Source organism: Mycobacterium sp. MFM001, assembly GCF_003402475.1.
Classification (GTDB): Bacteria; Actinomycetota; Actinomycetes; order Mycobacteriales; family Mycobacteriaceae; genus Mycobacterium.
The window spans coordinates 387,232-406,615 of record NZ_BFAB01000003.1 but is presented as its reverse complement, the minus strand read 5'-3'; the positions used below and the strand labels follow the sequence as shown (position 1 = coordinate 406,615).

Below are 19,384 nucleotides of genomic sequence, written 5' to 3'. Positions count from 1 at the left end.
ATCGGTTGGCGCATCTGTTGCTCGAGTGTGGGGCTGGGCCGGGTCGGTGTGTGGGGTTGGTGTTGTCGCGCTCGGTCGAAGCGATCGTGTCGATTGTGGCGGTGCTCAAGACGGGGGCGGCCTATGTGCCGATTGATCCGGTGCTGCCCGATGCGCGGGTCGGGTTTGTGCTTTCTGATGCCGCCCCGGTCGCGGTGATCACGACCGCTGGGTTGGCGGGTCGGTTGGCCGGGCATGACGTGGCGGTGATCGATGTCGAGGATCCGGGCGTCGCGGCCCGGCCGGCGACTGCGTTGCCGGTGCCCGATGTTGAGGGGGTTGCGCACATCATTTACACCTCGGGCACCACGGGGACCCCGAAGGGGGTGGCGATTAGTCATCGCAACCTGGCGCACCTGGCCGAATCGTTGACCGCGGGGCTGGCGGGTCGGGGGCTGGTGTGGACGCAGTGTCATGCGTATGCGTTCGATTTTTCGGTGTGGGAGATCTGGGGGGCGTTGTTGCATGGCGGGCGGTTGGTGGTGGTGCCCGAGCAGATCACCGCTTCCCCGCGCGAGTTTCATGCGGTGTTGATCGACGAGCAGGTCAGTGTGTTGACCCAGACCCCCTCGGCCTTAGCGGCATTGTCTGCTGAGGGGTTGGGGTCGGTTGCGGTGTTGGTGGGTGGGGAGGCCTGCCCGGTCGAGCTGGCCGATCGCTGGGCGCGTGGTCGGGTGATGGTCAATGCCTATGGGCCGACCGAGATCACGGTGTATGCGGCGATGAGCGCCCCCCTGGAGCCGGGGGTGGGGTCGGTGCCGATCGGTTCGCCGGTGCCCGGAGCGGCATTGTTCGTGCTGGACCCGTGGCTGCATCCGGTGCCGGCGGGGGTGGCCGGGGAGTTGTATGTGGCCGGTGCGGGGGTGGCCTACGGCTATGTGGGCCGAACAGCTTTGACGGGGTCGCGGTTTGTGGCCTGCCCGTTCGGGGCGCCAGGGGCGCGGATGTATCGGACCGGGGATGTGGTGTGCTGGCGCCCGGATGGTCAGTTGGATTATGTGGGCCGCGCCGATGAGCAGGTCAAAATCCGCGGCTATCGCATCGAACTCCATGAAATCCAGGCCGCCCTACGTGCACTGGATGGGGTGGGGCAGGCGGTGGTGGTGGCCCGCGAGGATCGCCCGGGTGATAAGCGGCTGGTCGGCTATGTCACCGGCAGCGCCGACCCGGCACACCTACGCCAAGAGCTGGCTGAGCGGCTGCCGGACTACATGGTGCCCGCCGCGGTGGTGGTGTTGGAGGCGTTGCCGCTCACGTCTAACGGCAAACTGGACACCCGCGCGCTGCCCGCCCCCCACTACGCCGGACACTACCGCGCCCCCACCACTGCCATCGAGGAGATCCTGGCCGGCATCTACGCCGAAACCCTCGGCCTCGAGCGCGTCGGCATCGACGACTCCTTCTTCGACCTCGGCGGCGACAGCATCACCGCCATGCGCCTGACCGCAACCATCAACACCGCACTGGACACCAACCTTTCGGTGCCCACCGTGTTCGAGGCGCCCACGGTCAGAAGTTTGGGTAAGCGGCTGCACACAGGTACCGCTGCCGCACCAGAAGTCGCTCCGGTTCAGACACTCAAGCAGGGCACCGGCGTTCCGCTGTACTGTATCCATCCCGCCGCCGGGGTGAGCTGGCCGTATCAGGTTCTCGGCAATCACCTGGACTGCCCGATCATCGGCATCCAGCAAAGCCCGCAGCCGAAAGAACTTGAACCCCAGTCCATTCGCGCGATGGCGGCAAACTACGCGGACAGAATCCACGAGGCTTATCCCACCGGGCCGTACCACCTGCTCGGCTGGTCGTTCGGCGGCGTCGTCGCCCATGAAGTCGCCGTCGAGCTGCAGCGGCGCGGACACCCGACGCGCCTTGTCCTCCTGGACGCTCAGCCCGCCCTCGACAGCAGCGTCAGCGAGTCGAACCAGGCGCTGGACGAGGAGCACCTGCTGCGAGAAGTCTTGCAGTTCTATGACGTAGCCATTCCAGATCAGGACGAACCGCTCACCTTCGAACAGGTCGAAGAACTGGTTCGCGAACGAGGGGCCGTAGAACTTCGGCACTACAAGCAGCTTCTGGATTTGCTGGTTCACAACCTCAACACCAACGTCGCGCTGTATCGTACCCACGAACCCCGCGTCTTCGACGGTGACGTCACCATCTTTGCGGCAGTACGGGATTCGAACGACCGCAGTTCGTCGCTGCCGCACAGTTGGCGGGCCTATGTTGCCGGCACTATCGCCGTGCAGCCGATCGACTGCACGCACCAGGAAATGTTGACCGCCGAAACGGTCGGACAGTACGGCAGGCACCTCCGACAGTCGCTGGCCACCAACGGCGAACGCCCGGCTACCGACGCCGTGTCGCGGCTGCAGCCTTATGCCGCACCGGTATTCAACGACATGTCGACGCTGGCCGCGCGCGTCGGCGCAATCGACCTCGGCATCGGGTATCCCGACGAGGACGGACCGCCCGCGATGCTGAAGGCCGCCCAAGAGGCGATTGCGGGCGGCCGCAACCAGTACCCGCCCGGGACGGGTCTCGCCGCACTGCGGCAAGCGATAGCCGGCCAGCGAAAGCGGCATTTCGGCGTCGAATACGACCCGGACACCGAAGTGCTGGTCACGGTCGGTGCCACCGAGGCCATCGCGTCGGCAGTGATCGGTTTGGTCGAGCCGGGCGCGGAGGTGTTGCTGATCGAGCCGTTCTACGACTCCTACTCGCCGGTGGTGGCGATGGCCGGTGCCCGGCGGGTGCTCGTGCAGTTGGTGCCCGACGGACGCGGTTTCGCGCTCGACGTCGACGCGCTGCGACGTGCCGTGACACCCCGAACGAGGGCGTTGATCGTCAACTCGCCACACAACCCGACCGGCACGGTGCTCACAGCACAAGAACTCGAGGCCATCGCCGAAATCGCAATCAAGGCAGACCTGCTGGTCATCAGCGATGAGGTCTACGAGCACCTGGTGTACTCGCCGGAGCGATGCCACTTGCCGCTTGCCGCCGTCGACGGCATGGGCGAGCGCACGATCACCGTCTCCAGCGCGTCGAAGGCGTTCAACTGCACTGGGTGGCGGATCGGATGGGCTTGCGGCCCGGCGCGACTCATCGGTGGATTGCGGGCCGCCAAACAGCATCTCAGCTACGTGGGCAGCGCGCCGTTCGAGCCCGCGGTGGCTGTGGCGCTGAACAGCGGCGACGACTGGGTCGAGACACACCGAAATCTGTTGCGGGGCAGACGTGACCGGTTGGCGACTGCCTTGAGCGAGATCGGCTTCGAGGTGCACCACAGCGCGGGTACCTATTTCCTGTGCGCCGACCCGCGTCCGCTGGGTTACGACGACAGCACGGCGTTCTGCGCGGCGATGTCGGCGAAGGTAGGGGTGGTCGCGATGCCGATGTCGGATTACTGCGATCCGGCCGTCGACCATGCTGCGGCGTGGAATCACCTGGTGCGCTTTAACTTCGCCAAGCGCGACGGCACCCTAGACGAGGCGATCAGGCGACTCGGCGCGCTGCGCAACGGGCACTAGCTACTGCCGAGCGGGCACGACGGTCACCTCGGCGACCTCCTGACCGTGCAGGAAGTTCGACTGCCGGAGCTTTTCGCGGCCCGTCACCTCGATCGACGAAACATTGCGCGTCAAAACCGTGAGTAGACAGCGCAACTCGAGGCGAGCCAGCACCGCGCCGACACAGTAGTGCGGACCGCCGCCGAATGACAGATGCGGGTTCGGGTGGCGGTCCAGCACGAAACGTTCCCCGTCGGGGAAGACGGCCTCGTCACGGTTGGCGGAAGGTATCCACAGCACGACCCGGTCGCCGGATCGAATCTCGGCCTCGCCCAACGACATGTCGGCGGTGGCGGTCCGCAGCACGTGTCCGGGGGGCGACGTCCAACGCAGTATTTCTTCCACTGCCGAGTTGATCAGCTCCGGATCCTCGCGCAGCCGCTGCCAGCAATCCGGGGCCTGGGCGAAGGCCACCATGGCACCGGACACCGCGAGCGGAGTCGTTTCCAGCCCACCGGTGAGCATGCCGTCGCAATTCAGCAAGATTTCGTCGTCGGTGAGCGCGCGGCCGTCCACGGTGGTCTGCGACAGCGCGGTGACAAAGTCGTCCTGCGGATCAGCCCGACGCTGCTGGAGCAGCTCGTCGAGGTACATGAACAATTCACCGTGGGCCTCGGCGGCGTCCTGGGCAACGTTGGTGGCGTAGGCGGCATCGGTCAGTTTGCCCAACTTGGCCCAGTCCGCGTGCGGGATTCCCAGCACCCGGGCCAACACTTGGCGGGCGATGACGGCGCCGAGGTCTTTGACGGCGTCAAAAGAGCAACCGTCCGCAATCAGTTCCGCAAGCAGCGTCTCGATGTCGTCCTCGATGACCGAATGCAACCGGTCGACTGCCGAACTCGACAGCCACGCCGAGTGTGCGGCGCGCAGCCTGCGGTGGTCGGCACCGTCGGTGACCACCAGCATCTTTCCCGAAGCCAACGCGACGGCACGGGCACTGGAGTCCAGACGCATACCCGCGCCGGATGCGAACTGTCGGGGATTTTGCAGCACTTGGCGCGCGAATTGGTGCGTGGTGACGGACCAGAATCCGCCATGGGTGGCGGAATCGGTCCACGCAATCGGATGTGCGCGCCGCGCAGCCTCCCACAGCGAGTATCGATTGGGCGCAGCATGAAACGACGGGTCGGCCGGGTCGTCAGATGCCAGCTGCCACATGGGCCATCGCCCGTTCAGCACACGCGACGGGTGTTGGGGCGCGTCCCTGTGATCCATGCTCAAAATCGAGAGTAACCAGCCAAGCGCAGATCGGTCCACCACGCGCGTACCCTCGTCGTTACCTTTGACAGAGAAGGAGCATCCGATGCGAGTAACGGTCGACGAGTCGCTGTGCGAGGCCAACGGGTTCTGTGAATCGCTGGCCCCGGATGTCTTCGAAATCGGCGACGCCGACGTGGTGCAGATCGCCGACGGCGAGGTACCTGAGCACTTGGAGATCGACGTGCGCGCCGCCGTCGACCAATGCCCCAAAGCCGCACTGCGACTTATCGATTGATCACCGCAGCGTGATCGACATCTCGTCGTAGATCGACATGTTGGTGACGAGGCTGGGGTAAGCCACTGTGGCCGGGCCCAGCTCGATGCGATCGCAGCGCAACAGAAGCTCGTCGAACACCGCGCGCAACTCGGCGCGAGCCAAAAAGGCGCCCAGGCAATGGTGCGGGCCGCCGCCGCCGAACGCCACATGCGGGTTGGGCGCCCGTCCGATGTCGAAGGTGAACGGCTCGTCGAACACCTCCTCGTCGCGGTTCGCCGAGCGCAGCATCGACACGATGCGCTCACCGGCAGGGATGTGCTGGCCGTCGAGCTCGATGTCGACCTTCGTGGTGCGCGTCCAGTACGCGACCGGCGTGGCCCAGCGCAGCACCTCCTCGACGGCGCCGGCCCGCACCGACTCCTCGGCGCGGTAGCGCTCGATCTGCTCGGGGTTGGCGACGAACGCCTGCAGCCCGGCGGCCAGCGCGTTCTTGGTGGTGTCGCTGCCGGCGAAGGCCAGCACGAAGAAGAAGATCTCGAGCTCGTTGGCGGGCAGCGCGAACTGCTCGCCGTCGTCGCCGACGATCTCCGCCGAGGCCAGGGTGCTCCAGATATCGTCGGCCGGGTTGCGCCGCTTCTCCGCGGTGAGCTCGAGCGCGTAGCCGAAGATCGTGCCGTACAGGTCGAGTTCTTCCTGCTCGGTGAGCCGTTTCTTGGGGGAGCGGGCGGTCAGGATGCGGTCGAAGACGTCGAAGATGCGGGGCCGGTCTTCGGCCGGGATCCCGATGATGTCGCCGATCACGGTCATCGGCAGCGCGTCGGCGACGTCGGCGATCCAGTCGCCGCCGCCGCGGGCCAGCAGGTTGTCGATCATCCGCGCGGCGCGGGCCCGGATGCCGTCCTCGAGCTTGGCGATCGCGCGCGGCGTGAACGCGCTGGAGATGAGTTTGCGGCGCTTGCTCAACTCCGGCGGGTCCATGTTGATGATCGTCGGGTACGACGAGAACGTGTCGAGCGGCTGGACGAGCGGGCCGTCCTTGGCCGTGAACGAGTCGGCGTCGCGGTGGATACGCACGGCGTGACGGTGCTTGGTGGTGATCCAAAACTCGCGCTGCGCGCCGACCTTGGCGACGCCGGGGGTGAGCTGATGGCGGAAGATCGGCCGGTTGCGCCGTAGGTTTGCGAACAACTCGTCGGGAAAACCGTTGCGCCACAAGGCGAAGTCGGACAGGTCCATTTCGGCTGTGGTCACACGGAACCTCCGGCGTTGACGTTCAATACTTAAAATAGTAAAAATAGACCGAGACTTCCAGGTGGAGAGGTAGTGACGCACACGGTTTCGGACGCAGACCCGTCGGAACGCGAATTCGGGTCGACGGGTATCGCGCTGTCGAAATACCGCTTCCCGACCGGGTGGTTCATCGTCGGATTCGCCTCCGACCTGCCCGCCGGCGAGGTCAAGCGGGCGCACTACTTCGGCGAGGAGTTGGTGCTGTTCCGCGCCGAGTCCGGCCAGGTGCACGTGCTCGACGCGTACTGTCAGCACCTCGGCGCGAACATGGGCGTCGGCGGCACCGTGGAAGGCGAGAACATCGTCTGCCCCTGGCACGGCTGGCGCTGGCGCGGCGACGGCACCAACGCGCTGATCCCGTACAGCAAGATCGGCTGCAAGCAGAACGTGCGAATCCGCACCTACCCCTGCACCGAGTGGTACGGCTTCATCCTGGTCTGGCACGAGCGCCACGGCCGGCCGCCGTACTGGCAACCGCCCGTGCTACCCGAACTGGAGACCGGCGAGTACTACCCGCTGCATCCGCACAGCCGGATGCTCAACCGGGTCAAGGTGCACGCGCAGATGATCATCGAAAACGCCGCCGACCCATACCACGTCCAGTACGTGCACAAGGCCGCCAACCCGGCGAACACCGCGTCGTTCGAGGTGTCCGGCTATCACTTGCACGCCACCGTCAACGCCCACTTCGGCGGCGGCCGGGCGCAGACCTGGCTGACCCCGAACGGACCGGTGGACGCCAAGATCATCTACGACAACTACTCGCTCGGGCTGGGCGTGGTCCGATTCCCCAGCGACTTGGTGGCCACTATTCAGGTCACCGGGCAGACCCCGGTCGACGAGGACTACACCGACTACTTCTACACCCAGGCCTCGATTCGCGAACCCGGCCACACCGGCGAGGCGCCTTCCGGGCGCGCCGCGAGATTCCTTGCGCTGCAACAGGAAGTCATCAAGCAGGACTTCTTCACCTGGGAGAACATGAAATACTTGGAGAAGCCCAACCTGGCGCCCGAGGAAGCCCGCGACTACGCGGCGCTTCGCCGCTGGGCACACCGCTTCTACCCGGGCGAACAGCCCTCGCCCGACGACTTCGGATACACCCCGGACGGTTCGCCCGACCCGGCAGCCGCGCAGGCCTGATGCCGATCCGCCCGGCCGATTTCGGGGTGGAGCAATTCAGCGTGCCGGCGGTGCTCGACCGCCGCGCCGAGCAGTTTCCGGACCGGGTGATGATGTCGGTGGCCGGCACTGCGGTGACCTTCGAGCAGATGGCGCAGCGATCCTGCTCGGCGGCAAGCACGCTGCGCGACAACGGTATTGGCCGCGGCGATTGCGTCGCGCTGTTCACCGCGACCTGCCCGGAGTGGATCTACTTCTGGCTGGGCGCGGCGCGGATCGGCGCGGTGACCGCAGCCGTCAACGCCGCCTACAAGGGCGAGTTCCTGCTGCACGCCCTGCGGCTCTCGCGAGCCAAAGCGATCCTCACCGACACCGAACGGCGCTGCCGCGTCGACGAAGTGGCGAACCAGTTGCCGATGCTCAAAGAGATTCTGGCGCAAGGTGACTCGCTCGGCGACGGTGATGCGGTAACGGACGAGCCGGCTGACCCCGGCGTGGTCGGATCGCTGTTTTTCACCTCCGGCACCACCGGCGCGTCCAAAGCGGTTGCCACCAGCTGGCACTACCTGTTCACCGCGGCGGCGACGGTGGCGTCGGCGTGGAAATTCGGTGAGGACGAGGTGCTGTGGACCGCGATGCCGTTGTTCCATCTCAGCGCCGCGCCGTCGGTGCTGGCGCCGCTGCTTGTCGGCGGGACCACCGTGCTGGCGCCGGCCTTCCATCCGGCCAGCGTGTGGGACGACGTGCGGGGCTGCGGCGCCGTGGGCTTCGCCGGTGCCGGCGCAATGGTGTCGATGCTGTGGAATCAGCCGCCGGACCCGCGCGACGCGCAGCTGCCGCTGCGGTTCATCTCGGCCGCGCCCATCGACGCTGCGCTCTATCGGGACATCGAAAAGCGTTACAACTGCCGCGTCGTCACGATGTACGGCTTGACGGAGGCCTTTCCCGTCGCGGTCAAGGGCGTCGACGAGGACGGGGTCCCGGGAACGTCGGGCCGGCCCAACCCGAGCTTCGACGTGGCAATCGTCGACGCCGACGGGAACCCGGTGCCCCCGGGAACCGCCGGTGAGATCGCCTGCCGGCCCAGGCATCCCCATGTGATGAGCGAGGGCTATGTCGGCGCCGACGGGACGGTCGAGCCGCACCCGGAGTGGTTTCGCACCGGCGACCTCGGCATGCTGGACGACAATCAGAACCTGACCTACCTGGACCGCGTGAAGGATTCACTGCGCCGCCGCGGTGAGAACATCTCGTCGGTGGAAGTGGAAACAACCGTTCTGCAGCATCCCGCGGTGGCCGAGGCGGCAGCGGTCGGGGTGCCCAGCGAGCTGGGCGAGGACGACATCCTACTGATCGTGACGCTGCGACCGGAGTCCTCGCTGGACTACGTTGAGCTGCTGGATTTCTGCTCGGCGCGGATGCCGTACTTCTGCGTGCCGCGCTACGTCGAGATCGTCGACGAGATTCCCAAGACGATCATCGGGCGGGTGCGCAAAGATGTATTGCGGGGCCGCGGGCTCGGTCCCGGCGCCTGGGACCGGGAACGCCACGGATACATCGTCAGCCGGTAAGTTGGGGGACCACTATGAGCATGACCTATCAGCAGCAATTCCAGCTCGACGGCGCGACCGGCCGCGACGCCATCCTGGATCTCACCGCCCGGCACAACCGGTGCTACTCCGACGGCGACCGCAACGGCTGGATCGCGACGTTCCGGCACTCCGGCGCCAGCTACGTCCGCGGCGGTGAGGAGTTCACCGACTTGCGCGCCGCCTTCGACGGCGGCGGCGGACAGCGGCTGGTCAGCGTCGATCACGAGATCAGCGTCGACGGCGTCAACGCCACCCAGCGCTGCGTCGCGCTGCTCTACGCGGTGGGCGACGACGGCGTCGCCGCGCTGCGGGCCACCGGCACCTATCACGATCGGCTCATCTACGAACGCGGCGGCTGGTACTTCACTTCCCGTGAGCTGCAATGGGATTCGGCGCCAGCTCGGGTATGACCGGTATCCAACTCGCGTTCGGCACCTACGAGGACGCGCTGCGCATGGTCGGGGCGACGTCCGAGCCGCGAACCGCGACAGCCGTGGTCAGCGCGGCGCGCATCCAGATGTTCGCGGCGCTGGTCCGCGACGCCAACCCGTCGTACTGGGACGCCGAATTCGCCGCCGAGACCTGGGGCGGCCTGCTGGCACCGCCAGGTCTGCTGATGGGCTGGCTGGTACCACCGCCGTGGCTGCCGACGGGTGAGCCGCGGGTGACGGCGATCGCGCTGCGGGTGCCGCTGCCCGGCACCACGTTCGTCAACGCCGCCAACGACGCCGAATTTCTGCTGCCCATCGTCGAGGGCGACCTGCTGAGCATGGTCGACGAGGTGGTGTCGGTGTCACCGGAAAAGCAGACCCACCTTGGCGTCGGGCATTTCGTCGAGACCCTCGACACCTTTACTCGCCAGGACGGCGCGGTGGTGGCCCGCAACCGAAACACGTTGTTCCGCTTCACCCCCGAGCCATCTGGCGCGAGCAGACGCAAAAGTCCCCCTCCGCCCGGCGTGTCGGAGACCTTTGCGTCTGCTGGCGCAGAGCAGCTGCCGGTGGTGCTCGACGAGATCGACTACCAGCGAGTGGTGATGAACTCCGGCGCGACGTGGGACTACTTTCCGGGCCACTTCGATCCCGGCTATGCCTACAACCAAGGCCACCCAACGATTTTCGTCAACACCATGCACTTCGCCGGCTTCGCCGACCGCATCGCCACCGACTGGGCCGGCCCACAGAGCCGGGTGGTGCGCCGCGCGATGCGCCTGGTCGGAACAATCTACGCCGGCGACACCATGGTGGGCCGCGGACGCGTCGTCGCCAAGCGCACCGACACCACCGTCGATCTGCAGATCGACGTGAACAACCAGCGCGGCGAACTGTGTTGCCCGGTCGAGCTCACCCTGCAAGTGCCGCACTCGTAGGCCACCGAGCGTGGGCTTGGGGCACGCGAATTCGCGCGTAGCGTGACGCAACTCCACACTCGGCGGATCGGCTAATTCAGCGGGCTCTTGCTGACCACCGACTGCAACTCCACATACTCGGCCAGACCCTCCGGACCGAATTCCCGCCCGATGCCCGATTGCTTGAAACCACCGAACGGGCTGGCGATGTCGAGCATGTACATGTTGATGCCGTAGGTGCCGGCGCGCACCGCCGAGGCGATCTCCATCCCGTGGGCGGCATCGGCCGTCCACACCGAACCGGCCAGACCGTAGTCGCTGTCGTTGGCGATGCGCACCGCGTCGTCCTCGTCGGTATAGGTCAGCACGGTCAGCACCGGGCCGAAGATCTCCTCGCGCGCGATGCGCATGTCGTTGGTGGCGTCGGCGAACAGCGTCGGACGCACGTACCAGCCGCGGTCGGTCGGCGGATCTTCACCGCCGAGGACAATCCGGGCGCCCTCTTTGAGGCCGGAGCGGATGTAGTCCTGCACCCGATGCTGCTGGCGTTGCGCGACCAGCGGCCCGATGTCGGTGGCCTCGTCGAACGGGTCGCCGACCTGCAGGCCCGACATCATGTCGGCCAGCGCATCGACGACCTCGTCGCGGCGGCGCTCGCTGACCAGAATGCGGGTCTGCGCAACGCAGGCCTGCCCGTTGTTCATCAGCCCTGCGGTCTTCAGCCCGGCGACCGTCTTGTCGATGTCGGCGTCGTCGAGAATGATCGCCGCCGACTTGCCGCCCAGTTCCAGGCTCACCCGTTTGAGCTGCTCCCCACAAATCGCCGCGATGCGGCGGCCGACGGCGCTGGACCCGGTGAACGCGATCTTGTCCACACCCGGGTGGCGCACCAGCGCCTCGCCGACGTCGGGCCCGCCGGTGACCACCGACACCACGCCCTCGGGCAGCCCGACCTGCTCGAGCATCTCGGCCAACCACAGTGCGTCCAACGGTGTTTCCGGCGCGGGCTTGACGACGACCGTGCAACCGGCGATCAGCGCGGGAATCAGCTTGGGCATGATCAGGAATTGCGGCACGTTCCACGGCACGATCGCGCCGACCACGCCTACCGGCGCACGACGAACCAAGACTTCACCGCGCACACCCTGGCGACGCTCGGCCCACGGAAAATCACGGGCAGCCGCCAGCGCAAGGTGGATCATCGATGCGGCGCCGGCCCCTTGACCCAGCCGGCTGAAACTGCGCGGCGACCCCATCTCGGCGGTGATCAGGTCGGAAATCTCGTCGGTATGCCGCCCGTAGATGGCGGCGAGCTCTTCGATCTTGGCCATCCGTTCGCGTGGATCCAGCCGCGGCCACGGCCCGTGGTCGAAGGCGTGCCGCGCCGCGGTGACTGCGGCGTCGACGTCCTCGGGGCTGCCGGCGGGGGCCTCGCCGATGGGCTCCTCGGAGTGCGGAGAGATCACTGTGAGCCGGGCCCCGCTCAAGGGTTTGCGCCACTGGCCGCCGATGAAAAGCTCGTCGTAGCAACGATGGTCAAGCTGCTGGGGCATGCGGCACCGCCTCGTGACATGGCTATTACTGCTAACATAGCAAGAAAACGTGGGGACGGGAGTCCATGTGGGCGACGACTGGCGCTGTTACCCGTTCCAATTGGTGCCCGGCGACCCGATGCTGGAATTCCCCGCCGCCGAAGGCGAGCACCCCGACCAGGAGTCCGACACCTGGTTCGTCGCCGGCGAACTGGCCGCCGCGTCGGGCCGGTCGTACGCGTTCCTGACCATCGTCAACAAAAACCGCCCCGGCGGATCGGTGGTCGCCGACTTCTACACGATGGCGCTATTCGATTGCGACGCAGGCATATACGGCACCTATACCGACTACGACATGCCGCCGCGCAACGCGGCCACGCCGAAACTGTCCGCCGTCCCCGGCCACCTCGACATCCGATACGAAAGCAGCGCCGGCATCGCCACCTGGACCACCTGCCGCGACGACGACGGGCAGCTGCTGCCCTACACCTACCGGGTCAACCTGGTCGGCGTCGATCAGGTCGGCGGGCCGATGGGTCTGGATTTGACCGTCACGCCCACGCGGGGGCCGGTTCCGCTGGGCGCACCGAAGTACAACGGCCGGATCGCCTGCTTCGGCCAGGACGCCACGTATTCGTATTTCCAGACCCGAATGGCGATGACCGGGACGCTGCGCTGGGGTGACATCAGTGAACAGGTCAGCGGCAAGGCCGGGCATGTCGATCGGCAGTGGTTTCCCCGTTACGCCGGCGGTGGCGGGACCGGGGGAGACCCTCGCGCCCGCTCCCACGAATGGCGCACGATCAACCTGGACAATGGTGTCGACCTGAGCATCTGGCGACAGTTCGACCGCACCAACCACAATGCGCTGCAACCCTTCTCCGGCGTAACGGTCAGCTACCCGGACGCGCCGGCGGAGTGCGCCGAGGACGTCGACGTCACCGTCGACAGCTATGTGCGGTGGCCGGAGTCGATCCGCCCCCTGGTGCCGCCGCTCTCGCAGGTCCGCTACATGCCCGACCGCCACCGACTGTCCAGCGCCACATTGCAACTCGACCTCACCGGCGAGCCGCTGGTGGCCGCGCCGGCGCATGCGTTGCCGATCGAATACATGGAGGGGCCATACCTCTACCGCGGGACGCTGCGCGGAAAGCCGGTGAGCGGCTTCGGGTTCTACGAGCGCTCGCTGGCGCTCTACCGGGACTGGGAACTCGCCGACATTGCCTCGGCCCAACTCTTGTGACGATGCTGCAACCCGGGCTCGTTGCGGCCGAACAACAAACGTTCACGCGCCCCCGACTCCAGGTTGGCCTGCAGCCCCGCGACCAACCGGTAGTCCTCGTCGCGCACAGTGGCGTGCGCGTAGTCGAACACAGCCTGCGCACCCGCCGCGACGGACTCGTCGGAGGTGTCCAGCGGCGTCGAATTCTGGTGCACGGTAATCGATCTGCCCGGCTTGTCGCCCGGGTAGATCCGGAACAGCTCACCGTTGGCGATCGTCACCGACAGCACGATGTTGGGGAACAGCGCGTAGATCACCACCATGTTCTGGAACGGATCCCACTGTTCTTCGGGAACGTTCTCCAATTCGAGGATCGAGTTGAGCGGGAAGATCAACCGGTGATGCGCACCGAACGCGTCGAAGACCGTGCAGTTGCTGCGCGCGATCGTCGCGAACGTCTGCCGGTGCACGGTGGCGAAATGGTAATTCTCCGAAAAGGTGTCGACCGCGAGTTTCCAGTTGATCGGGGAGTCCAGGACCTTCTCGCCCAGCGGTGACCACCGCCCGATGCCCCACGAGTCGAGTTCGGTAGCCAGCGAACCCAGATGCGCCGCAACATCCAACGAGGCGTCGGGTTGCAGTGACACCCAAAGGAATCCGGCGAATTCGGCGGCCGGCAACTCGGTCAGCCCATCCGACTTCACCTGAACTCCCGGGAAGCCTTCCCGGCCCGGCACACCGACCAGCCGCCCGGTGTTGTCGTAGGTCCACGCGTGATACGGACAGCTGAACCGCTTTGCCGTGCCGCAGCCGCTGACCACCTGCGACTGCCGATGCAGGCAAACGTTGTCGAACGCCTTGACCGACCCGTCGGATATCCGGGTCAGCAGGACCGATCGGCCCATCACGGTCTTGGTGCAGTAGCTGCCCGGCGCCGGCAACTCGGAGACGTACCCGACCAGTTGCGGGCTGGCCAGCAGCATCGCCACGTCACGCTCGTGGCGCTCGGCCGACGTGTACTCACGCGCGGCGACCGTGTGCTCCGTCGGCGCCAGATCGGTGGTGTTGTCGCGCGCCAATTTCACCGCGCGCCGGGTCAAGTCGATCAGCTGATCGCGGTCCATGCGTCCAGTACAGACCTTGTCACCGTTGTAATGTCAAGACGTGGCTGAGCAGTTGCTGATCGGCGACGTCACGGCCTTGACCGGGATCGCGCCGGGCCGCATCCGCCACTACGAGAAAATCGGGCTGCTGCGGGCCGAGCACCTGTCCAACGGCTACCGCGTCTTCGACGTCGGGCAGGTTCTCGACCTGTTGCGCATCGACCTTCTGCGCAGCCTGGGCCTGAGCATCAAAGACATCCAGCGGTTGGCCGACCAGGCCACCCTGGCCGACGTCCTCGACGAACACCGCGCGTTGCTGATGGCCCAGCGCGACCGGCTCGATCAGCTGATCGCGGCCATCGACGCCGCCACCGCCATCCACGACGACGACGACGTCCTGGAGCAACTGGCCACGTCGCATCGCGACAGCATCGGTGTCATCGGCCGGCTGAGCACGCCGCTGTCCCCGGCAACGGCCGCGATGTACACCGACCTGTTCGACGCCTGGGAGCTGCCGGTTCCCGCGCTGTTCGGTCAGATGGTTCTGCCACCGGCAGCCAGCATACTGCTCGAGGAACTCGCCGAGACGCCGGGGCGCGACGTGCTGTTCGACCGATTGCGCAAGCTTGCGGGTGAGGTGGTGGCTCTCGGCGAAAACGACGCCGCGGCAACTGAACTGGCGCACACGTGGATTGACCAGCAGGTGGCCGACCCGCTGCCCGACGACGTCGTTGATGCGTTGCGCTGCGTGCAGCCGCTGCTGGAACGCGACCCGGTCATCGTGCAGGGGTTTCGGACGTGGGCAGCGTCGATCACCCCCGCCGCGGCCCATTTCATCGACGAACTGACCCGGGAGGCCGCCCGGCGCGGACTGGAAACGGTCAGCGTGATCGTGCTGCCGCCGGCGAGGTGCAGTTAGTCAGCCACCCGGCGGTTGCCAGGCGAATCCGCCGGGTGTATCGACGCAGCTGATCGGAACCCCCGTGTTCGAGACGGTTGCCGTGCCCGCCTGCTGAGGGCTGCAGGGCATGCCGAGGGCCGGCCGGGTGTCCAAAGGCGGTGCCGAGGTGGAGGGCGTCGTGGTCGTCGTCGCCGCGTGCGTCTCGGTCGTCGGCGATGTGCTCGTGGGCGGAGTCGTCGTCGCAGCAGACGGCGAGGGCATCGTGATTTCCGGCAACGGCGGCGCAGGAATCGGAGCAGGCGGGGCGGGCGGCAACGTGGCGCTCGGCGGCGGCGGGGCAACAGACCGGACGGTGGTCAGCGGCGCCGGCATCTCGACGCTTGGCGAGTCCTGGAACGAGTGCGCCCGCAGCAGCATGACCGCGAAGTATCCGAGCAGCGCCACCGCCACGATCGTGAGGGCGAACGCCCCCGTTTGGATCAGCCGGCGGCGGCGCGCGGTCGCCGACGCATCCGCAGTAGTCGCGCGGGCCACTGCTGGTTCGAAGAACGGCGAGTCGTCAAACTCGTTGTCTTCCCAGACATCTGGTGGCTCCGCTACGGCTTCGTCTGGTTCGTCAGCCGTTGTGTCGGACACGGCAGGCTCGGGGGACGTGGTGGCATCGTCGAATTCGGTGTCGTGCCAGACATCTGGTGGCGCCGCTGCGGCCTCGTGGGCTTCGGGGAACGTGGCGGCGTCGTCGTATTCAGTGTCTTCCCATACGTGTGACGCAGCAGGTTCGTCAGTCGTGGGCGTAGCGTCGTGCACCGGCCATCCAAGGACAGCAGTGGCGTCAGCGTCCTGCGGATCGCGCCGGTGATTCCCCTCGAGTGCTTCGGCGAAGTCTCGACACCGTGGGAATCTTTCGACAGCTGCTTTGGCGAGCGCGCGGGCAAAGGCTTCGTCGAAGTAGGCCAGTTCCGGTTTGACGTCGCCCGACCGTGGCGGTGATTCGTTGAGGTGCTTGCTGATCACCACGGCAGGGTTGTGGTGCGCGAATGGCGGTGACCCCGTCAGCAGGTGAAAAGCGGTGCACGCCAACGCATATTGGTCGGCCCGGCCGTCGATCGAGTCGTCCATCAGCTGCTCGGGCGCGGCATAGCTCACGGCGCCGATCGTCATGTCGGTCTGCCGGGGTACACCGAAGTCAGCCAGCAGGATTCGCCGCTTACCCGATTCGGGTTTGGTCAGCAGAATGTTGCCCGGCTTCACGTAGCCGTGCACCAGCCCGTGGTCGTGGGCGTAGTCAAGTGCCTCCGCGACTGCGGTGACGATCTCGACAACCTCGTCGGGCGGGACGCCGTCGGGATAGGCATCGCTGAGCAGTTGGGTTGCGTCGGCGCCGTCGACGTAGTCCGTCAGCAGCCACAGCCGGCCCTCGAACTCGCCCCGGTCGTAGAGGCCGACGATGTTCGGGTGCCACAGCGCCGCCGCCAGGTCCGACTCGCGGTAGAACCGCTCCTGGTACTCGGGGTCGGCGGACACGTCGGCGGGCAGGATCTTGAGCGCGTGACGGCGCGGCAGCCTCGGGCGCTCAACCAGATAGACCTCACCATGCTGGCCAGAGCCCAGCGGCCGAACGATGCTGAATCCGGCAGCCGTCGCACCAGTGACCAGCGGCATGGGGAGGATCGTACAAGCTGGTGCTCACAGACCAGAATTTCAGGCTCGATGAGCTGGGACCGGCCGGAAATCTAGGGCCAACCGCTGACGGGCGGCCGCGAGCCCGACCCCTTGCGGACCCACGGCGTGCATCCAGCGGTACTGAACCGCGCGACCAGCGGTCCGATGGCCACGTCCTGTGCGTCGTTGCCGGCTTCCAGCAGGTTGCCGGCATTGTCGTAGGTGTGCCAGGAGCAGCCGGCGCCGGCAACTCCATTGGCCGCCGCATAGAGGCCCGGCGACATCTCCCCGGGAACCGCATACGTCCCAGGCGGGATGAACGGCCCGGTGGAGCCCGGGGCGCCCGCCAGGATGGCCGCGGCGGCTTCGCACTTGCCGCGCGGGAATTGCTTGAGGCAGTTGCGCCAGCCGTACTCGCCGGCAATCAGCGGATACATCCTCTCGACCTCGGCGTTGGGCTGCCACAACGAGCCGTGCCGCACGTTCACGCAGCGGATGGGCGTGTTCGAGTTCGAGAGGGTGGTCGTGTTGATCTCCTCGCGGGCACACGGCGCACCCATCGGCGGCCTGCCGTGGTCTGCGGCCGGAACCGCCGGCGGTGTTACCCGTGGCTGTCCGGGAACGCTGGCGGCGTGGGCGGCGGGCGACGCCGATCGGCGCGCGTCGCCCACCCGCGTCCCGGTGACGATCACCGATCCGGTCAGCATCATCGTCACGAGCGTCGGGACGACGACTGCGGCCCGCACCACCGGGTGGATTCGCGATACCGACGGCTTACCGGCCGCCAACCGCAGACGGCGCCGCCGTTTGGGACGGTGGCCCTTGAGCGCCTGGGCGAAATCCCGGCAGCACGCGAATCTGTCGGCAGGGTTTTTGGCCAGCGCGCGGGCGAGCGCGCCATCAAGGTGGGCCAGTTCCGGTTTGACGTCGCTCAACTTGGGCGGCACGCCGCCCAGATGCTTGCCGATCACCACCGCCGGATTGCTGTGCCGAAACGGCGGCGACCCGGTCAGCAGGTGAAACGCGGTGGCCGCCAACGCATATTGGTCGGCGCGGCCGTCGATCGGGGCGTCCACCAGTTGCTCGGGTGCTGCGTAGCTCATGGTCCCGACGGCCATGTTCGTCACCGTCAGGCCACTGATGTCGTCCAGCCGCCGCGCAATGCCGAAGTCTGCCAGCAGGATTCGCCGCCAGCCGCAGACCGGCTGAGTAATCAGGATGTTGCTCGGCTTCACGTCGCGGTGTAGCAGGCCGCTGTCGTGGGCATAGTCCAAGGCGTCGGCGATCGCGCTGACGATCTCGATCACCTCATCGGCCGGCATACCGTCGGGATAGCTCTCGTGCAGCAGCTTGGCGGCATCGGAGCCGTCGACGTAGTCCATCGAAATCCACAACTGGCCGTCGAATTCGCCGCGGTCGTGCAGGCCGACGATGTGGGGGTGCCACAGCGCCGCGGCCAGGTCGGCTTCCCGGTTGAACCGCTCGCGGAAATCGGGGTCGGCGGACACGTCGGCGGGAAGCACCTTGAGCGCATCGCGTCGCGGCAACCGCGGGTGCTGGGCCAAATAGACCTCACCCATCCCGCCCGACCCCAGATGCCGAACGATGCGGAAACCGGCACACGTCGTGTCGCTCGCCAACGGCATGGGCGAATACTACAGATGTAATTCGGTCTCGTGCATGTGTCACCGCCGTGGCGCAATAGAACTTCTGATACAGGCGTGGCTTGTGGCGTCGATGTGGTATTTGATGCGTTTGTCGTACCCTGTGACTCGTGCCAGTGTCTCGGCGCCAGGTGCTCAAATGCGCGGCCGCGACGCCAGCCCTGATCGGTTTGGGTGTCGCGGCCTCGTCGGTGCGCGCCGCGATCGCCTCGGCCGGCCCGCTGGGCGTGCTGCTGGACTACGCGGCCGGCGTCATCCCCGCCAGCGACATCAAGGCAGCCGGCGCGGCCGGGTCAATCCGGTACGTGTCGGATCGCCGGCCGGGTGGCGCTTGGATGCTCGGCAAGCCGATCCAGCTGGCCGAAGCCCGTGACCTGTACGGCAGCGGGCTCAAGATCGTGTCGTGCTACCAGTACGGCAAGCAGGACACCGCCGACTGGCTGGGCGGCCAAAATGCCGGCGTCGCGCACGCGAAGCGCGGGTGGCAGTTGCACACCGCCGCCGGCGGTCCCACCGGCGCGCCGATCTACGCCTCGATCGACGACGACCCGTCCTACGAGCAGTACAAACAGCAGGTCGCGCCGTATCTGCGGGGCTGGGAGTCAGTGCTCGGCCATCAGCGGGTCGGGGTCTACGCCAACTCCAAAACCATCGACTGGGCGCTGCAGGACGGCCTGGGCTCCTACTTCTGGCAGCACAACTGGGGTTCGCCGCGCGGATACACCCATCCGGCCGCCAATCTGCACCAGGTGGAGATCGACAAGCGCAGTGTCGGCGGCGTCGGGGTGGACATCAACCACATCATGAAGCCGCAATTCGGGCAGTGGGACTGACGCGACCTGACTCACGGGTAAGGTTCCAGC

15 protein-coding genes and 2 pseudogenes are annotated in these 19,384 nt (G+C 66.8%); 11 read left to right on the top strand and 6 right to left on the bottom strand.

Going from position 1 to position 19,384, the window contains the following annotated elements; translation table 11 throughout:
- Positions 1 to 5 precede the first annotated feature (5 nt).
- Positions 6 to 2,324 (top strand): annotated as a pseudogene (locus MFM001_RS24790) (amino acid adenylation domain-containing protein); the annotation flags it as partial.
- A gap of 72 nt (positions 2,325 to 2,396) precedes the next feature.
- On the top strand, positions 2,397 to 3,569 hold the full coding sequence (locus MFM001_RS24780; RefSeq protein ID WP_255422206.1) for a pyridoxal phosphate-dependent aminotransferase: 1,173 nt from the start codon (positions 2,397 to 2,399) through the stop codon (positions 3,567 to 3,569).
- On the opposite strand, the gene MFM001_RS08065 is transcribed toward MFM001_RS24780, so the two are convergent.
- A complete protein-coding gene (locus MFM001_RS08065) occupies positions 3,570 to 4,766 on the bottom strand; it encodes a cytochrome P450 (protein ID WP_116374697.1) in 1,197 nt (398 codons plus the stop codon).
- 145 nt (positions 4,767 to 4,911) lie between these two features.
- On the opposite strand from MFM001_RS08065, the gene MFM001_RS08060 reads away from it, so the two are divergent.
- On the top strand, positions 4,912 to 5,103 hold the full coding sequence (locus tag MFM001_RS08060) for a ferredoxin (RefSeq protein ID WP_116374696.1): 192 nt from the start codon (positions 4,912 to 4,914) through the stop codon (positions 5,101 to 5,103).
- On the opposite strand, the gene MFM001_RS08055 is transcribed toward MFM001_RS08060, so the two are convergent.
- Positions 5,104 to 6,321 (bottom strand): cytochrome P450, encoded by a 1,218-nt coding sequence (locus MFM001_RS08055; RefSeq protein WP_116374758.1) that lies wholly within the window; start codon positions 6,319 to 6,321, stop codon positions 5,104 to 5,106. It lies immediately after the preceding gene.
- An 87-nt stretch (positions 6,322 to 6,408) separates the two neighbouring features.
- Between MFM001_RS08055 and MFM001_RS08050 the strand changes: the two genes are divergently transcribed.
- From MFM001_RS08050 to MFM001_RS08030, 5 genes and pseudogenes are all read left to right on the top strand, one after another.
- Entirely contained in the window at positions 6,409 to 7,518 is a 1,110-nt protein-coding gene (locus MFM001_RS08050) for an aromatic ring-hydroxylating dioxygenase subunit alpha (RefSeq protein ID WP_116374695.1), read from the top strand.
- Entirely contained in the window at positions 7,518 to 9,068 is a 1,551-nt protein-coding gene (locus tag MFM001_RS08045) for an AMP-binding protein (protein WP_116374694.1), read from the top strand. The genes MFM001_RS08050 and MFM001_RS08045 overlap by 1 nt, the downstream gene beginning before the upstream one ends.
- Positions 9,069 to 9,082: 14 nt before the next feature.
- Positions 9,083 to 9,499, top strand: a complete 417-nt coding sequence (locus MFM001_RS08040) for a nuclear transport factor 2 family protein (RefSeq protein WP_116374693.1) — start codon at positions 9,083 to 9,085, stop codon at positions 9,497 to 9,499.
- A pseudogene (locus MFM001_RS08035) lies at positions 9,496 to 10,011 on the top strand (MaoC family dehydratase N-terminal domain-containing protein); the annotation flags it as partial. The gene MFM001_RS08040 and the pseudogene MFM001_RS08035, both read left to right, overlap by 4 nt.
- 36 nt (positions 10,012 to 10,047) lie before the next feature.
- Positions 10,048 to 10,458 (top strand): MaoC family dehydratase, encoded by a 411-nt coding sequence (locus tag MFM001_RS08030; RefSeq protein ID WP_238159018.1) that lies wholly within the window; start codon positions 10,048 to 10,050, stop codon positions 10,456 to 10,458.
- Between the two features lie 71 nt (positions 10,459 to 10,529).
- Here the strand turns inward: MFM001_RS08030 and MFM001_RS08025 are convergent, their stop codons facing one another.
- Positions 10,530 to 11,990 carry an aldehyde dehydrogenase gene (locus MFM001_RS08025; RefSeq protein ID WP_116374692.1) on the bottom strand — a complete coding sequence of 487 codons (1,461 nt, stop codon included), beginning with the start codon at positions 11,988 to 11,990 and terminating at the stop codon, positions 10,530 to 10,532.
- A 67-nt stretch (positions 11,991 to 12,057) separates the two neighbouring features.
- On the opposite strand from MFM001_RS08025, the gene MFM001_RS08020 reads away from it, so the two are divergent.
- Positions 12,058 to 13,212, top strand: coding sequence for a lipocalin-like domain-containing protein (locus MFM001_RS08020; RefSeq protein ID WP_116374691.1), 1,155 nt, complete (start codon positions 12,058 to 12,060; stop codon positions 13,210 to 13,212).
- Here MFM001_RS08020 and MFM001_RS08015 read toward each other — a convergent pair.
- Positions 13,164 to 14,315: an aromatic ring-hydroxylating dioxygenase subunit alpha gene (locus tag MFM001_RS08015; RefSeq protein WP_116374690.1), complete on the bottom strand. Its 1,152-nt coding sequence runs from the start codon at positions 14,313 to 14,315 to the stop codon at positions 13,164 to 13,166. The two genes, MFM001_RS08020 and MFM001_RS08015, sit on opposite strands and share 49 nt — an antisense overlap.
- Positions 14,316 to 14,355: 40 nt before the next feature.
- On the opposite strand from MFM001_RS08015, the gene MFM001_RS08010 reads away from it, so the two are divergent.
- Positions 14,356 to 15,213, top strand: a complete 858-nt coding sequence (locus MFM001_RS08010) for a MerR family transcriptional regulator (RefSeq protein ID WP_116374689.1) — start codon at positions 14,356 to 14,358, stop codon at positions 15,211 to 15,213.
- Here the strand turns inward: MFM001_RS08010 and MFM001_RS25110 are convergent, their stop codons facing one another.
- Positions 15,214 to 16,857: a serine/threonine-protein kinase gene (locus tag MFM001_RS25110; RefSeq protein WP_304481773.1), complete on the bottom strand. Its 1,644-nt coding sequence runs from the start codon at positions 16,855 to 16,857 to the stop codon at positions 15,214 to 15,216.
- Positions 16,858 to 16,928: 71 nt separating this feature from the next.
- Positions 16,929 to 18,503 (bottom strand): serine/threonine-protein kinase, encoded by a 1,575-nt coding sequence (locus MFM001_RS08000; protein WP_116374688.1) that lies wholly within the window; start codon positions 18,501 to 18,503, stop codon positions 16,929 to 16,931.
- 128 nt (positions 18,504 to 18,631) lie between these two features.
- Here MFM001_RS08000 and MFM001_RS07995 point away from each other — a divergent pair, with 128 nt between their 5' ends.
- Positions 18,632 to 19,354, top strand: a complete 723-nt coding sequence (locus MFM001_RS07995; RefSeq protein WP_116374687.1) for a DUF1906 domain-containing protein — start codon at positions 18,632 to 18,634, stop codon at positions 19,352 to 19,354.
- Positions 19,355 to 19,384 lie beyond the last annotated feature (30 nt).

Coding starts and splice junctions, on each gene's coding strand:
- MFM001_RS08065 (WP_116374697.1), bottom strand. CDS start 4,766: ATGTGGCAGCTGGCATCTGACGACCCGGCCGACCCGTCGTTTCATGCT.
- MFM001_RS08060 (WP_116374696.1), top strand. CDS start 4,912: ATGCGAGTAACGGTCGACGAGTCGCTGTGCGAGGCCAACGGGTTCTGT.
- MFM001_RS08055 (WP_116374758.1), bottom strand. CDS start 6,321: ATGGACCTGTCCGACTTCGCCTTGTGGCGCAACGGTTTTCCCGACGAG.
- MFM001_RS08045 (WP_116374694.1), top strand. CDS start 7,518: ATGCCGATCCGCCCGGCCGATTTCGGGGTGGAGCAATTCAGCGTGCCG.
- MFM001_RS08040 (WP_116374693.1), top strand. CDS start 9,083: ATGAGCATGACCTATCAGCAGCAATTCCAGCTCGACGGCGCGACCGGC.
- MFM001_RS08025 (WP_116374692.1), bottom strand. CDS start 11,990: ATGCCCCAGCAGCTTGACCATCGTTGCTACGACGAGCTTTTCATCGGC.
- MFM001_RS08015 (WP_116374690.1), bottom strand. CDS start 14,315: ATGGACCGCGATCAGCTGATCGACTTGACCCGGCGCGCGGTGAAATTG.
- MFM001_RS25110 (WP_304481773.1), bottom strand. CDS start 16,857: ATGCCGCTGGTCACTGGTGCGACGGCTGCCGGATTCAGCATCGTTCGG.
- MFM001_RS08000 (WP_116374688.1), bottom strand. CDS start 18,503: ATGCCGTTGGCGAGCGACACGACGTGTGCCGGTTTCCGCATCGTTCGG.